This window comes from Streptomyces sp. NPDC045967 (assembly GCF_056430495.1).
In genome coordinates, this window is record NZ_JBWKLE010000018.1 from 56894 (window position 1) to 72176 (window position 15283).

10 protein-coding genes are annotated in these 15283 nt (G+C 74.1%); 9 read left to right on the top strand and 1 reads right to left on the bottom strand.

The window, feature by feature from the left end:
• The first annotated feature begins 34 nt into the window (after nt 1-34).
• The 3 genes from AC07FY_RS26695 to AC07FY_RS26705 all read left to right on the top strand — a co-directional run bounded on the left by AC07FY_RS26695 (nt 35) and on the right by AC07FY_RS26705 (nt 4912).
• Nucleotides 35-2341 carry a HelD family protein gene (locus AC07FY_RS26695; protein ID WP_479010834.1) on the top strand — a complete coding sequence of 769 codons (2307 nt, stop codon included), beginning with the start codon at nt 35-37 and terminating at the stop codon, nt 2339-2341.
• A gap of 506 nt (nt 2342-2847) precedes the next feature.
• On the top strand, nt 2848-4257 hold the full coding sequence (locus AC07FY_RS26700) for an NAD-dependent malic enzyme (protein ID WP_479010837.1): 1410 nt from the start codon (nt 2848-2850) through the stop codon (nt 4255-4257).
• A 373-nt stretch (nt 4258-4630) separates the two neighbouring features.
• The gene (locus tag AC07FY_RS26705) at nt 4631-4912 is read left to right on the top strand and encodes an HU family DNA-binding protein (RefSeq protein ID WP_007264399.1); all 282 of its coding nucleotides are present in this window, start codon (nt 4631-4633) and stop codon (nt 4910-4912) included.
• A gap of 282 nt (nt 4913-5194) precedes the next feature.
• On the opposite strand, the gene murA is transcribed toward AC07FY_RS26705, so the two are convergent.
• Complete coding sequence (gene murA, locus AC07FY_RS26710) at nt 5195-6541, bottom strand: UDP-N-acetylglucosamine 1-carboxyvinyltransferase (RefSeq protein WP_479010840.1); 1347 nt, start codon at nt 6539-6541, stop codon at nt 5195-5197.
• Between the two features lie 264 nt (nt 6542-6805).
• Between murA and AC07FY_RS26715 the strand changes: the two genes are divergently transcribed.
• From AC07FY_RS26715 to AC07FY_RS26740, 6 genes are all read left to right on the top strand, one after another.
• Nucleotides 6806-7366 (top strand): YqgE/AlgH family protein, encoded by a 561-nt coding sequence (locus tag AC07FY_RS26715; RefSeq protein WP_479010843.1) that lies wholly within the window; start codon nt 6806-6808, stop codon nt 7364-7366.
• Nucleotides 7367-7395: 29 nt separating this feature from the next.
• Nucleotides 7396-7680, top strand: coding sequence for a DUF3039 domain-containing protein (locus tag AC07FY_RS26720; RefSeq protein ID WP_030010729.1), 285 nt, complete (start codon nt 7396-7398; stop codon nt 7678-7680).
• 145 nt (nt 7681-7825) lie between these two features.
• Nucleotides 7826-9526: a family 20 glycosylhydrolase gene (locus AC07FY_RS26725; RefSeq protein ID WP_479010846.1), complete on the top strand. Its 1701-nt coding sequence runs from the start codon at nt 7826-7828 to the stop codon at nt 9524-9526.
• Between the two features lie 252 nt (nt 9527-9778).
• Entirely contained in the window at nt 9779-10651 is an 873-nt protein-coding gene (locus AC07FY_RS26730) for an FAD binding domain-containing protein (protein WP_479010849.1), read from the top strand.
• Nucleotides 10648-12879, top strand: coding sequence for a (2Fe-2S)-binding protein (locus AC07FY_RS26735; protein ID WP_479010852.1), 2232 nt, complete (start codon nt 10648-10650; stop codon nt 12877-12879). Before AC07FY_RS26730 ends, AC07FY_RS26735 begins: the two co-directional genes overlap by 4 nt.
• A gap of 32 nt (nt 12880-12911) precedes the next feature.
• Nucleotides 12912-15224 carry a xanthine dehydrogenase family protein molybdopterin-binding subunit gene (locus tag AC07FY_RS26740; protein ID WP_479011031.1) on the top strand — a complete coding sequence of 771 codons (2313 nt, stop codon included), beginning with the start codon at nt 12912-12914 and terminating at the stop codon, nt 15222-15224.
• The last annotated feature ends 59 nt before the right edge of the window (nt 15225-15283 follow it).

Below are 15283 nucleotides of genomic sequence, written 5' to 3' on the forward strand. Positions count from 1 at the left end.
GACGGTCGCCCATGCACGTCAGAAGGGGGCCTTGGTGGCCGCGCAGAATGCCGCTGTCGACAGCACGGCGGATTCCGTCCGAGATCGGGAGATCGCGGTCGAGCAGACGCATCTCGACCGGGTGTACAGACGCCTCGAGGAGAAGATCCACGAGGCCGAGTTCCTGATGAACGACGCCGCCCAGCGCGGTCAGGTGGGCACCCCCGGTGCCCTCGCCGAGCGCGACGCGCAGGTCTTCCGGGCGGGCATCCACCTGAACCGGCTCAACAACGAGTTCGAGGACTTCCTCTTCGGCCGCGTCGACCTGCTGCTCGGCAAGGACGGGGAGCGCGGCCCGGACGGCGCCTACACCTCCGTCCAGCCCGCCGACGACGCGATCCGCGAGGACCTGACCGCAGACGTCGCCGAGACCCTGCACATCGGCCGCATCGGGGTCCTGGACTCCGACTACACGCCGCTGGTCATCGACTGGCGGGCCCCGGCGGCCGCGCCGTTCTACCGCTCCACGCCCAAGGACCCCGGCCGTGTCCTGCGCCGCCGCGTCATCCGCTCCAAGGGCCGCAAGGTGCTGGGCGTCGAGGACGACCTGATGCGCCCGGAGGTCACCGCCTTCCTGGACGGGCAGGAGCTGCCCGCGCTCGGCGACGGCGCCCTGATGGCCGCGCTCGGGCGGGCCCGTACGCACTCGATGCGCGACATCGTCTCCTCCATCCAGGCCGAGCAGGACCTCGTCATCCGCGCCCCCGCCGCCTCCGTCGCCGAGGTCGCGGGCGGACCGGGCACCGGCAAGACCGCCGTCGCCCTGCACCGCGCCGCCTACCTGCTCTACCAGGACCGCCGGCGCTACTCCGGCGGCATCCTGATCGTCTCGCCGACCCCGCTGCTCGTCGCCTACACCGAGGGCGTGCTGCCCTCCCTGGGCGAGGAGGGGCAGGTCGCCATCCGGGCGCTGGGCTCCCTGGTCGACGGGGCCGAGGCGACCACGTACGACGACCCGGCCGTGGCCCGGATCAAGGGCTCCTCGCGGATGCGATCCGTCCTGCGCAAGGCCGCCCGCGGGGCCCTGGAGCTCGGCGGCGCCCCCGACCGGCTGCGCGTGGTGGCGTTCGGGCGGCGCCAGGAGCTGGAGGCCGACGAGCTGAACCGGATCCGCCACAACGTGCTCGGCGGCACCGCCCCGGTGAACCTGCTGCGCCCGCGCGCCCGCAAGCTGCTCCTCGACGCCCTCTACGCGCGCTCCGGCCAGGCGGGCCGGCACAGCGACCCGGAACTGGCCGCCGAACTGCGCTCCGCGTTCGACGAGGACATCTCCACCGAGGACACCTTCATCGACTTCCTCGACCGCTGGTGGCCCGAACTCACCCCGCGCGGGGTGCTCGCCGCGATGGCCGACGAGCGGCGGCTCGGCCGCTGGTCGCGCCGGGATCTCAACCCGCGCGAGACCCGCCAGCTGGCGCGCTCGCTGCGCCGGGTCGGCCCGGACGGCACGGGCCCCCTCTCGGTGCACGACGTGGCGCTGCTGGACGAGCTCCACCAGTTGCTCGGCGCGCCCGCCCGCCCCAGGCGCAAGCGGGAGATGGATCCGCTGGACCAGCTCAGCGGGCTGGAGGAGCTGATGCCGACCCGCGAGGAGACCCAGTGGGAGCGGGCCGAGCGGCTCGCGGCGGAACGCACCGAGTACGCGCACGTCATCGTCGACGAGGCCCAGGACCTGACGCCCATGCAGTGGCGGATGGTGGGCCGGCGGGGCCGGACGGGCACCTGGACGGTGGTCGGCGACCCGGCGCAGTCCTCCTGGACCGACCCGCAGGAGGCGGCCGCGGCCCGGGACGAGGCCCTCGGCTCCCGGCCGCGCCGGCGGTTCACGCTGACGGTGAACTACCGCAACCCGGCCGAGGTCGCCGAGGTCGCGGCCCGGGTGCTGCGGCGGGCGATGCCCGGCATGGAGCCGCCGACGGCCGTGCGCTCCACGGGCCTCGAGCCGCGCTTCACGGCCGCCGGGGACGAGCTGGGCGCCACCGTCCGGGAGGAGACCCGCAGGCTGCTGGAGCAGGTCGACGGCACCGTCGGCGTGGTGGTGGCCATGGACCGGCGCGCGGAGGCCGCGGGCTGGCTCGCCGACCTGGGGGAGCGGGCGGTGGCCCTGGGCAGCCTGGAGGCCAAGGGCCTGGAGTACGACGCGACGGTCGTCGTCTCCCCGGCGGAGATCGCGGAGGAGTCGCCGGCGGGACTGCGGGTGCTGTACGTGGCGCTGACGCGCGCGACGCAGCAGCTCACGGTGGTCTCGGCGGAGCGGGACCGGCCCGACGCCTCCGGAGTGCCGGAACTGCTGCTGCCGTAATTCCCCGCTCGGCCGCGCCGTGCGGCGCCTCCCGGCCGTGCGGGCGGGGCCTGACGGCCGTGCGGGTGGGCTCGCGCCCGCCGTACGGCCGGATGGTCCGCGGCCAGGAGCGTGGTCCGCGCAAGTCGCCGGCGGGAGGGGGACCGCATTCGACGATCCTTTGTTAGCCTGGTGAAGGCACCGACTCGATCCAAGCCCCCGGGCCCAACCTTCGTCGCTTAGAGCGACCACTTGCCGCGAGGCGAGCATGGCGGGTCGGTGTCATAGACGTAGGAGAACAGGTCCGCGCCCTCCACCAGTGGAGGGCGCGGACCTGTTTTGTATGGACCCGCCATTCCACCCGCTCCCTGAATCTCGTATGGTGGAAGAGTCTTTCCGAAGTTTGTAGCTGGTTACCTCGTACCGGCTGGTAGGTGGGACGATCGGACAACAGGTCCTGCCGCACCTGCTGTGCAGCGGGCCGCTGTGTGTTAAGCGAACCAGTGGACAGAAGAGGAAACACGGCCATGGCAACGGCGCCCAGCGTCTCGTATTCGATGACGGTCCGCCTGGAAGTGCCCGCGAGCGGAACCGCGGTCTCCCAGCTCACCACCGCCGTGGAGTCCTCCGGCGGCTCGGTCACCGGCCTCGACGTGACCGCCTCCGGCCACGAGAAGCTCCGGATCGACGTCACCATCGCCGCGACCTCCACCGCGCACGCCGACGAGATCGTCGAGAAACTGCGCGGCATCGAGGGCGTCAGCCTCGGCAAGGTCTCAGACCGCACCTTCCTGATGCACCTCGGCGGCAAGATCGAGATGGCGTCCAAGCACCCCATCCGCAACCGTGACGACCTCTCGATGATCTACACACCGGGCGTGGCCCGCGTGTGCATGGCGATCGCCGAGAACCCCGAGGACGCCCGCCGCCTCACCATCAAGCGCAATTCCGTCGCAGTCGTGACGGACGGCTCGGCCGTCCTGGGCCTGGGCAACATCGGCCCGATGGCCGCGCTGCCCGTCATGGAGGGCAAGGCGGCCCTCTTCAAGCGCTTCGCCGGCATCGACGCGTGGCCGATCTGCCTCGACACCCAGGACAGCGACGAGATCGTCGCCATCGTCAAGGCCATCGCCCCCGGCTTCGCGGGCATCAACCTCGAGGACATCTCCGCGCCCCGCTGCTTCGAGATCGAGGCCCGGTTGCGCGAGGCCCTGGACATCCCCGTCTTCCACGACGACCAGCACGGCACCGCCATCGTGGTGCTCGCCGCGCTCACCAACGCACTGCGCGTCGTGGGCAAGGCAGTTGGGGACGTCAAGGTGGTCATGTCGGGCGCCGGCGCGGCCGGCACCGCCATCCTCAAGCTGCTCCTTGCGGCGGGCGTGAAGAACGCCGTCAGCGCCGACATCCACGGGATCGTGCACGCCGGCCGCCCCGACCTCGTCGACGCGGCACCCGACTCCCCGCTGCGCTGGATCGCCGACAACACCAACCCCGAGGGCTACACCGGCACGCTGAAGGAGGCCGTGGTCGGCGCCGACGTCTTCATCGGCGTCTCGGCCCCGAACGTGCTCTCCGGCGAGGACGTGGCCGCGATGGCGGAAGGCGCGATCGTGTTCGCGCTCGCGAACCCGGACCCCGAGGTGGACCCGGCCATCGCCCGGCAGACCGCCGCCGTCGTCGCCACCGGCCGCTCCGACTTCCCCAACCAGATCAACAACGTGCTGGTCTTCCCGGGTGTCTTCCGCGGCCTGCTGGACGCGCAGTCCCGGACGGTCAACACCGAGATGATGCTGGCCGCGGCGACCGCCCTGGCGGACGTCGTCGGCGAGGACGAGCTGAACGCGAACTACATCATCCCGTCGGTCTTCAACGACAAGGTCGCCGGCGCCGTCGCGGGCGCCGTCCGCAAGGCCGCCACCACCCCGGCGGGCTGACCGGCCCCACGGGACCGCCGGGCCGCGCCCGGCGCGGGCTGTGAGCACCCTCACGGGCGCCCCGGTACCGGCGCGTCGCGAGATGCGGGCCGTACGGGGCGCCTCTAGGGTTGCGGGGATGCCCGCGAGGTCCGCGGTGCGCAGCAGCGTATGGGCGAGGGCGTGGACGGAGCGTCACCGCGGCGTGACTGTGGCGCTTTTCGTGTGACCCCGGCGGGTGCCGGATTGGCTTTCCCGCCGCTGGTGGGGGCAGGATGCGTAACCGGGCGAGAGGGTCTGACGTTCAGACCCGGGTCCGGGGACTGTCCGAGGGCCCTGGCAGCATCGGCTTCGATCTCACGCCTCTAAGGCAAGTTGAACACGGGAGTACAACATGAACCGCAGTGAGCTGGTGGCCGCTCTGTCCGAGCGCGCCGAGGTGACCCGCAAGGACGCCGACGCCGTTCTGGCCGCGCTCGCCGAGACCGTCGGCGAGATCGTCGCCAAGGGCGACGAGAAGGTCACCATCCCCGGCTTCCTGACCTTCGAGCGCACCCACCGTGCCGCTCGCACCGCGCGCAACCCGCAGACCGGCGACCCCATCCAGATCCCGGCCGGCTACAGCGTGAAGGTCTCCGCGGGCTCCAAGCTCAAGGAAGCCGCCAAGGGCAAGTAGTCCTGCCCCGGCGCCGGAGGCCGCACAGGTCTCCGGAACGGCAGCAGAACGGCGAAGGGCGGCCACCCCGGACGGGGCGGCCGCCCTTCGGCGTTGCGTCCGTCCGTGTCCGGATCCCGCCAGGGGCCCGGCGGCCGCCGCCCCGCCCCCGCATGCGCCCGGAGCCCCCGCTGCCCGTGCGGGGCCATGAGAAAGCCCCCCGGGGCCCTTGCGGGGCCCGCGGGGGGCTTGCTGACGGTCCGACGGCCCAGCGGGGGACGCCGCCGGGGGCCGGACCACGGCTCAGACGAGGTCGCCGCCCGGCAGCTCGACCTTGGCGCCCAGCTCCACGAGCTTCTCCATGAAGTTCTCGTAGCCCCGGTTGATCAGGTCGATGCCGTGGACCCGCGAGGTGCCCTCGGCGGCCAGCGCCGCGATGAGGTACGAGAACCCGCCGCGCAGGTCGGGGATGACCAGGTCGGCGCCCTGCAGCTTGGTGGGGCCGGAGACGACCGCCGAGTGCAGGAAGTTGCGCTGGCCGAAGCGGCAGGCGGACCCGCCCAGGCACTCCCGATACAGCTGGATGTGAGCACCCATCTGGTTGAGCGCGGAGGTGAAGCCGAGCCGGGACTCGTAGACCGTCTCGTGGACGATCGAGAGGCCGGAGGCCTGCGTCAGCGCCACCACGAGCGGCTGCTGCCAGTCGGTCTGGAAGCCGGGGTGCACGTCCGTCTCCAGCGCGATGGCGTTGAGCGGGCCGCCCGGGTGCCAGAAGCGGATGCCGTTGTCGTCGATCTCGAACGCCCCGCCGACCCGGCGGAAGGTGTTCAGGAAGGTCATCATCGAGCGCTGCTGGGCGCCGCGCACGTAGATGTTGCCGCCGGTCGCCAGGGCCGCGGAAGCCCAGGAGGCGGCCTCCAGGCGGTCCGGGAGCGCCTTGTGGTTGTAACCGCCGAGGCGGTCGACGCCGGTGATCCGGATGGTCCGGTCGGTGTCCATGGAGATGATCGCGCCCATCTTCTGCAGTACGCAGATGAGGTCCTCGATCTCGGGCTCCACGGCGGCGTTGCTGAGCTCGGTGACGCCCTCGGCCAGCACGGCCGTCAGCAGCACCTGCTCGGTCGAGCCGACCGACGGGTAGGGGAGGCGGATCTTGCAGCCGCGCAGGCGCTGGGGGGCCTCCAGGTACTGGCCGCCCTCCCGCTTCTCGATGGTCGCGCCGAACTGGCGGAGCACGTCGAAGTGGAAGTCGATCGGCCGTCCGCCGATGTCGCAGCCGCCGAGGCCGGGGATGAAGGCGTGGCCGAGGCGGTGCAGCAGCGGGCCGCAGAACAGGATCGGGATGCGCGACGAGCCCGCGTGGGCGTCGATGTCGGCGACGTTCGCGCTCTCGACGTGGGTCGGGTCGAGCACCAGCTCGCCCGGCTCCTCGCCGGGGCGGACCGTCACCCCGTGCAGCTGGAGCAGCCCGCGCACGACCCGGACGTCACGGATGTCGGGGACGTTGCGCAGTCGGCTGGGTCCGCTGCCGAGCAGAGCGGCGACCATGGCCTTGGGCACGAGGTTCTTCGCACCGCGGACACGGATCTCGCCCTCGAGCGGGGTGCCGCCGTGGACAAGCAGTACATCGTCACTGACTGTGCCGGTCATGAATCTCGCGTTCCGGAGTGGGGTGGGCAGGGGGCCAGGGAAAAGAGTAAGGGCCACCACCCCTTTGTTTGTATGGGCGACGCGGCCATAGGACTGTCATGAATTCGGTACACCACCCTCCGTACCCACCACATGGCGGAGCGTCGCGTTCCGCTCGCGGTTCCGCCGTGCCCCGCCTCCCGCCGCCGTGCGCTCTGAGCTGCGGGCGGCCCGATCTTCGCCGGCCGCTCCCCGCCGCGGGCGAATGTGGGGGATCATGGCGGCATGACCGAGGTGTCCTCCCTCACAGGGCGGTTGCTCGTGGCCACCCCCGCCCTCGCGGACCCGAACTTCGACCGCGCGGTGGTGCTGCTGCTCGACCACGACGAGCAGGGCTCCCTCGGCGTGGTCCTGAACCGGCCGACCCCGGTGGGCGTCGGCGACGTCCTGCTGCCCTGGGCGCCCCTCGCCGGCGATCCGGGCGTGGTCTTCCAAGGCGGTCCCGTCGCCCTGGACTCGGCGCTGGGACTGGCGGTCATCCCCGGCGAGGAGGGCCCCCTGGGCTGGCGCCGGGTGCACGGGGCGATCGGGCTGGTCGACCTGGAGGCGCCGCCCGAACTGCTGGCCGCGGCCCTCGGCTCGCTGCGCATCTTCGCCGGCTACTCCGGCTGGGGTCCCGGTCAGCTGGAGGACGAGGTGGGCGAGGGCGCCTGGTACGTGGTGGAGTCCGAGCCCGGTGACGTCTCCTTCCCGGACCCCGAGCGCCTCTGGCGGGCGGTCCTGCGCCGCCAGCGCAGCGACCTCGCGATGGTGGCCACCTACCCGGACGACCCGTCGCTCAACTGACCCCCGCCGGGTTCAGTACCCTGGGTTTCATGAGCACTCTTGAGCCCGAGCGCGGGACTGGTACGGGGACCCTCGTAGAGCCGACGCCGCAGGTGTCCCACGGCGACGGCGACCACGAGCGCTTCGCCCACTACGTCCAGAAGGACAAGATCATGGCGAGCGCGCTCGACGGCACCCCCGTCGTCGCGCTCTGCGGCAAGGTCTGGGTGCCGGGCCGGGATCCGAAGAAGTACCCGGTGTGTCCCATGTGCAAGGAGATCTACGAGTCCATGGGCCCCGGCGGGGACAAGGACAAGGGCGGCAAGGACAAGTAGTCCGTCCTTCCGCGGCAGGACCGGGCCCCCGGACGCGCATCGGCGTGTCCCGGGGGCCTTTTCGCGCACTAGGGTCGGGCGGGACGAGCACTCTGCGGAACGGGCGTTGCGCGGACTGCAACAGGCTGCTGCGAAGGGTTGACGCATGGACCTGATCCCCGCACCCCGGCTCGCCGACTTCCCCGAGGGCGGGGCCCGCTTCGCGTTCGGACCCGAGCCGGTGCTCGCCGCCGGACCGGGAGCCGAGGGCGCCGCGCGCCGGCTGCGCCGGGAACTGGGCCCGGCCACCGGCTGGAGCCTGCCGGTGGCGGGCCCCGGTGCGGGCCCGGAGGCCGGCGGCGCCGAGATACGGCTGCGGATCGATCCGCGGGCCGGGCGGGAGGCGGCGGCGGAGGCGGGGCGGCGGGCCGGGCGGGAGGCGGCGGCGCAGGCGGCTCCGGAGGCGTACGCCCTGACCGTCGACGCGACGGGTGTCGAGTTGGCCGCGGCGAGCGAGGCGGGGCTCTTCTGGGGGGTCCAGACGCTGCGTCAGCTCCTGGGACCCGACGCGCACCGCAAGGCCCCGCTCCCCGGGCGCGCCTGGAGCCTGCCCCACGTACGGATCGCGGACGCCCCCCGGTTCGGGTGGCGCGGGCTGATGCTCGACGTCGCCCGCCACTTCACGCCCAAGGACGGCGTGCTGCGGTACATCGACCTGCTCGCCGCGCACAAACTCAACGTGCTGCACCTGCACCTGACCGACGATCAGGGATGGCGCGTGGAGATCGAGCGCCATCCGCGGCTGACCGGGGTCGGTGCGTGGCGGGCGCGCAGCCGCCGGGGCCACCGGGCGTCCCCGCTGTGGAACGAGGCCCCGCACGGCGGCTTCTACACGCAGGACGACATCCGCGAGATCGTCGCGTACGCCGCCGACCGGCACGTCCGGATCGTCCCGGAGATCGACGTCCCCGGTCACTCGCAGGCCGCGATCGCCGCCTACCCGGAACTCGGCAACACGGACGTGGTCGACACCTCCGCCCTTCGGGTGTGGGACGACTGGGGGATCAGCGAGAACGTGCTCGCCCCGACCGAGGCCGTCCTGCGGTTCTACGAGGGGGTCTTCGAGGAACTGCTGGAACTCTTCCCCGCCGAGGTCTCGCCCTTCGTCCACGTGGGCGGGGACGAGTGCCCCAAGGTGCAGTGGAAGGCGTCTCCGGCGGCGCAGGAGCGGATCCGCGAGCTCGGGGTGGACGGCGAGGACGGCCTGCAGTCCTGGTTCGTCCGGCACTTCGACACCTGGCTCGCCGCGCGCGGGCGGCGGCTGATCGGGTGGGACGAGATCCTGGAGGGCGGCCTGGCGCCCGGCGCGGCCGTCTCCTCCTGGCGCGGCTACGCGGGCGGGATCGCCGCCGCCGAGGCCGGGCACGACGTGGTCATGTGCCCGGAGCAGCACGTCTACCTGGACCACCGGCAGGCGGACGGCCTCGAGGAGCCGGTGCCCATCGGGTACGTGCGCACCTTGGAGGACGTGTACCGGTTCGAGCCGGTTCCGCCCGCGTTGTCGCCGGAGGCGGCCGCCCATGTGCTCGGCGCCCAGGCGAACATGTGGACCGAGGTGGCGGAGGACCGGGGCCGGATCGACTACCAGGTGTTCCCGCGGCTCGCCGCCTTCGCCGAAGTCGTCTGGTCCCCCCAGCCGCCCCCCGCCGAACGGGACTTCGGCCGGTTCGAGGAGCGGATGAGGGCCCACTACGAGCGCCTGGACGCCCTCGGGGTCGGTTACCGGCCGCCGGGCGGGCCGCTGCCCTGGCAGCGGCGCCCGGGAGTGCTGGGGCGGCCCGCGGAGGGAACGCCCCCGAACGTGTGACACGAGAACCGGAACTCTGGCTGGATTTCCGGTAATACGGGGGAAAGCGGACGATCGGCCGCAGGTGTGCCCGTCCCGGCGGCCCCGGGCCCGCACGCCGGGGCGGTCCTCCCGTCCGGGGACGCCCGCCCCACCCTCGCGCCGGTCGCCCGGGAAGATGTGCCAGAGTTGCCACCTCCCGGCGGTGAGCACGTACCGTACGGCGGACAGGCGTGAGCGCCGGGACCGGGACATCGGGAAGGGGCAGCTGGGTTGACCACGCACGCACCGCAGGCGGCGCAGTCCGTGACGCTGCCGGCCTCGCTCGACGAGGCCGTGGCGGCTCTCGCCGCCATGCCCGCCGCCGTGCCCGTCGCGGGCGGCACCGACCTCATGGCCGCCGTCAACGCCGGGCTGCTGCGGCCCGCCGCACTGGTGGGCCTGGGGCGCATCAACGAGATCCGCGGCTGGCAGTACCAGGACGGCCACGCGCTCCTCGGCGCGGGACTCACCCACGCGCGGATGGGACGGCCGGATTTCGCCGCTCTGATCCCCGCGCTCGCGGCCGCCGCCCGCGCCGCCGGGCCCCCGCAGATCCGCAACGCGGGCACCCTCGGCGGCAACATCGCCTCCGCCGCGCCCACCGGCGACGCACTGCCCGTGCTGGCCGCGCTGGAGGCCGTGCTCGTCATCGTCGGCCCCGCCGGATCGCGCGAGATCCCCGTGTCGCACCTGCTGGCCGGCCGCGAGATGCTGCGGCCCGGCGAACTGATCGGCTTCGTCCGGGTGCCGTTGCTGCACGCGCCGCAGGTGTTCCTCAAGGCCACGGGCCGCACCGGGCCGGGGCGGGCGACGGCGTCCGTGGGGCTGGTGCTGGACCCTGCGCGCCGGGGCGTGCGCTGTGCGATCGGGGCGGTCGCCCCGATGCCGCTGCGCCCGCTCGAGGCCGAGCAGTGGGTGGCCTCGCTGATCGACTGGGACGGGGAGCGCCACCTCGCCCCCGAGGCGCTGGAGGCCTTCGGCGAGTACGTCGCGGCCGCCTGCGTGCCCGACCAGGGGGAGCCGGTGGCCCCCGGTGTACTGCATCTGCGGCGGACGGTGGCCGTGCTGGCGCGCAGGGCCCTGGGGAGGGCGCTGAGCTCATGAGCGGGAACGAGAACGAGAACGTGACCCAGGGGAACGGTGCGGCAAGCTGGGGCTGGGAGCCCGTGCCGCAGGGCGGCGAGTACGACTCGGACGCGACGGCTTTCGTGAAGCTGCCGCAGGACATGCTGGACGCGCTGGGCACCGGCGAGCCGCTCGCCGCCCCCGGCCACGGCTACGTGCCGCCGCCGATGATCCTGCCGCTCGGCTCGGCCAGCACGGACCCGGCGGCCACGGGCACGTGGACGATGCCGGTGCAGTGGCCGGAGGCGGGGGCCTCGGGCCCGGACGGCCAGACCCCCGCTCCCGCTCCGACCCCGCCGGCTCCGGTCGGCGGGCCGATCCCGGCGTCGATCCCCATTCCGGCGTCGGTGGCGGCGGCGTTCGCCGAGGCGGAGCCGGAGGAGGCGCGGTTCCAGGACGAGGCCGGGTTCCAGGAGGAGACCGGGTTCCAGAGCGAGGCCGGGTTCCAGGAGGAGACCGGGTACCAGGACGAGCCCGGATATTCGAACGGCACCGGGTTCCAGAACGGCACGGGCTACCCGAACGACCCCGGCTCCGGTTCCGGCCCCGGGTCCGCTTTCGAGTCCCCGTTCCCGCCGGCCCCCCGGCCGGAGCCGGGGGCGACGGCCGAGTGGCGGTTCGCCGACGAGTCCTCCTCGACCGGTCAGTGGGCCGCCGACTGGAGCCAGGCCCCGGCGACCCTGCCGGGCGGCGCCGCGGCTCCCTGGGCCGACCACCCCGACTACGCGGCGCAGCAGCCGGAGCCGCGGTCCGCGCAGCGGTTCCCCGAGCCCGGAACGCTGCCGGGAACGGACGAAGCCGTGGCGTCGGCGGGCGCCCCGGAGCGGCCGCTCGGCGGCCCCGGGGCCGGCTCCGCCGCCCCGCGCGGGCCGCGCGTGCTGGGCGGCCCCGGTGTGGGCACCCCGCTGCCGGAGGCCGGCGAGACGGTGCACCCGGCGCCCCACGACATCGACGCCGCGCACGCGTCGGCTGCCGTGCCGGTCGCGGAGGAGCGGCCGCACCCGGTGTCACCTCCGCGCGGACTGGATCTGTTCGGGGGAGTGCGGGAGGAGGCGGCGGCCCCGGACCCCGAGCCCGAGTCCGAGTCCGAGTCGCAGTACCAGCCCGCGCCCGAGCCCGGCGTCGAGCCCGGGTTCGAGGCGCAGCCCGAAACCGCGGCCGAGCCGGTCGCCGGGGTCCGGGAGGAGCCCGGGCCGGCCGACGGGACGGAGCCGTCCGGGGAGCCGTTCGCGGAGCCGTTCGCGGAGCCCGGCGGTACGGACGGGCACGGGTTCGCCGGGGTCGCCCCCGGACCGGCCGGGATTCCGGCCGGCTCCACGCCGACCGGGGACACCGCCGACATCGCTGTGGCACCCCCGGCCGAGGACACCGCCGACCGTGTCCCGGCCGAGGTGCCGACGTACGAAGAAGGAACGGCGGAAGCCGGGGCCGTCGCCGCGCACGAGGACGGGGCGCGCGAGGCGGGGGTGCACGACGGCGGGACGCCCGAGGCCGCCGTCCATCACGAGCATCCGCAAGCCTCCTACGTCCTGCGCGTCAACGGAGCCGACCGGCCCGTCACCGGCGCCTGGATCGGCGAGTCCCTGCTCTACGTGCTGCGCGAGCGGCTCGGCCTCGCCGGGGCCAAGGACGGCTGCTCGCAGGGCGAATGCGGTGCCTGCGCCGTGCAGGTCGACGGCCGGCTCGTCGCCTCCTGCCTGGTCCCGGCCGCGACGACCGCCGGGAGCGAGGTCCGGACCGTCGAAGGTCTCGCCACGGGCGGGGAACCCTCGGACGTGCAGCAGGCGTTGTGCAGGTCGGGCGCGGTGCAGTGTGGGTTCTGCGTGCCCGGCATGGCCATGACCATCCATGACCTCCTGGAGGGCAACCACGCCCCCAGCGAGCTGGAGACGCGGCAGGCCCTGTGCGGCAACCTCTGCCGCTGCTCGGGCTACGCGGGGGTCGTCGACGCCGTGCGCGAGGTCGTGGCCGGCCGCGAGGCGGCGGCCGAGGCGGCCCAGGGGCCGTCATCGACTCAGGACCAGGGTCACGGCCAGGACCAGGGTCACGGCCGGGGCCAGGGCCAGGGCCAGGGCCACGGCCAGGGCCAGGGGCACGGCCACGGGCCGGGCCCCGGATCGGGGGCGGCCGCGATGTCGGCGGAAGCTCGCATTCCGCACCAGGCGGCGCCCGGCGAGGGCGGCATCCACCACGGAGGCACGGCGTGAGCGGGCAGGACGCGGCGACGGCGACGACAACCATGAACACCACGGTCACCGCCCTGGCGGCCGAGGGCGGGGCCGCCGCCGACGAGCAGCGGGCGCCGAGCGGAATCGGAGCGTCCGTCCCGGCCGCCGACACCCGCGCCAAGAGCGAGGGCACCTTCCCCTACGCCGCCGACCTGTGGGCCGAGGGCCTCCTGTGGGCCGCCGTGCTGCGCTCCCCGCACGCCCACGCCCGGATCCTGTCCATCGACACCTCGGCCGCCGCCCAGATGCCCGGTGTGCGCGCCGTCGTCACCCACGACGACGTGCCCGGCGCCACCACGCACGGCCGCCGCATCGCCGACCGGCCGGTCTTCGCGCACGACGTCGTCCGCCACCACGGCGAGCCCATCGCCGCCGTCGCCGCCGACCACCCGGACACCGCCCGCCTCGCCGCGGCCGCGATCGCCGTCGAGTACGAACTGCTCGACCCCGTCACCGACCCCGAGCAGTCCTTCGGTGCGCCCGCCCTGCACCCCGACGGCAACCTGATCCGGCACATCCCGCTCCGCTACGGCGACCCGGAGGCCACCGGCGAGGTCGTCGTCGAGGGCCTGTACCGGATCGGCCGCCAGGACCCCGCCCCCATCGGCGCCGAGGCCGGGCTGGCCGTGCCCCGCCCCGACGGCGGCGTGGAGCTCTACACCGCCTCCACCGACCCGCACGGCGACCGCGACCTTGCCGCCGCCTGCTTCGGCCTCGAACCGGACCGCGTACGCGTCGTCGTCACCGGTGTGCCGGGCGCGACGGCCGACCGCGAGGACGCCGCCTTCCAGCTGCCGCTGGGCCTGCTCGCCCTGCGCACCGGCTGCCCGGTCAAACTGGCCGCCACCCGCGAGGAGTCCTTCCTCGGCCACACGCACCGCCACCCCACCCTGCTGCGCTACCGCCACCACGCGGACGCGGAGGGCCGGCTGGTCAAGGTCGAGGCGCAGATCCTGATGGACGCGGGCGCGTACGCCGACGCGTCCGCGGAATCCCTGGCCGCGGCGGTGGCCTTCGCCTGCGGCCCGTACGTCGTCCCGCACGCCTTCGTGGAGGGCTGGGCGGTACGCACCAACAACCCGCCGTCCGGCCACGTCCGCGGCGAGGGCGCGATGCAGGTGTGCGCCGCGTACGAGGGCCAGATGGACAAGCTCGCGGCCGCCCTCGGCCTCGACGGCGCCGAGCTGCGCCTGCGCAACGTCCTGGCCACCGGGGACCTCCTGCCCACCGGCCAGACGGTGACCTGCCCGGCGCCCGTCGCCGAACTGCTGCGTGCCGTCCGGGACTTCGAACTGCCCGCTCTGCCGAAGGACACCCCCGAGGACGAGTGGCTCCTGCCGGGCGGCCCGGAGGGCGCGGGCGAACCGGGCGCGGTACGGCGCGGAGTCGGGTACGGCGTCGGCATGGTGCACATGCTCGGCGCCGAGGGCGCCGACGAGGTCTCGACGGCCACCGTGAAGGTGGTCGACGGGGTCGCCACGGTGATCTGCGCGGCCGTCGACACGGGCCAGGGCTTCGCCACCCTCGCCCGCCAGATCGTCCAGGAGGTCCTCGGCGTCGACGAGGTGACCACGGCCCCGGTCGACACCGACCAGCCGCCGGCCGGCCCGTCGGCGCACGGCCGCCACACCTGGGTGTCGGGCGGCGCGGTGGAGCGCGCGGCGAAGATGGTGCGCACGCAGCTCCTGCAGCCGATGGCCCACAAGCTGGGCATGTCCACGGAGCTCCTGCAGATCACGGACGGCCGGATCACGTCGTACGACGGCGCCTTCTCGATGACGGTCGCCGAGGCCATAGAGGGCAAGGAGCTCTGGGCGACGGCCCAGTGCCGCCCCCACCCGACGGAACCCCTGGACGCGGACGGCCAGGGGGACGCCTTCGTCGGCCTCGCCTTCTGCGCGATCCGCGCGGTGGTGGACGTCGACATCGAGCTGGGCTCGGTACGGGTCGTGGAGCTCGCGGTGGCCCAGGACGTGGGCCGCGTCCTCAACCCCCGCCAGCTGCACGCCCGTATCGAGGCGGGCGTCACGCAGGGCGTGGGCGCGGCGCTGACGGAGAACCTGCGCACGGTCTCCGGCCTGGTCCGCCACCCCGACCTCACGGGCTATGCCCTGCCGACGTCCCTGGACGCCCCCGCGGTCCGCATCGTCAAACTGGTCGAGGAGCGGGACGTGGTGGCCCCCTTCGGCGCGAAGGCGGCGAGCGCCGTCCCGGTGGTGACGACGCCCGCGGCGGTGGCCTCGGCGGTCCGGGCGGCCACGGGCCGCCCGGTGAACAGGCTCCCGATCAGGCCGTCGGCGGCGGTCGCGGCACCCAACTCGTGACCGTGTGACCCGCATTGCACCTGCAACCTCGGTGTTGGGGCTGTCGGTGCCGGTCGCTA

Excerpts from the sequence above, each read along its gene's own strand:
- AC07FY_RS26700 (WP_479010837.1), top strand. The coding sequence starts at position 2,848 with ATGGCAACGGCGCCCAGCGTCTCGTATTCGATGACGGTCCGCCTGGAA.
- AC07FY_RS26705 (WP_007264399.1), top strand. The coding sequence starts at position 4,631 with ATGAACCGCAGTGAGCTGGTGGCCGCTCTGTCCGAGCGCGCCGAGGTG.
- murA (WP_479010840.1), bottom strand. The coding sequence starts at position 6,541 with ATGACCGGCACAGTCAGTGACGATGTACTGCTTGTCCACGGCGGCACC.
- AC07FY_RS26715 (WP_479010843.1), top strand. The coding sequence starts at position 6,806 with ATGACCGAGGTGTCCTCCCTCACAGGGCGGTTGCTCGTGGCCACCCCC.
- AC07FY_RS26720 (WP_030010729.1), top strand. The coding sequence starts at position 7,396 with ATGAGCACTCTTGAGCCCGAGCGCGGGACTGGTACGGGGACCCTCGTA.
- AC07FY_RS26725 (WP_479010846.1), top strand. The coding sequence starts at position 7,826 with ATGGACCTGATCCCCGCACCCCGGCTCGCCGACTTCCCCGAGGGCGGG.
- AC07FY_RS26735 (WP_479010852.1), top strand. The coding sequence starts at position 10,648 with ATGAGCGGGAACGAGAACGAGAACGTGACCCAGGGGAACGGTGCGGCA.
- AC07FY_RS26740 (WP_479011031.1), top strand. The coding sequence starts at position 12,912 with ATGAACACCACGGTCACCGCCCTGGCGGCCGAGGGCGGGGCCGCCGCC.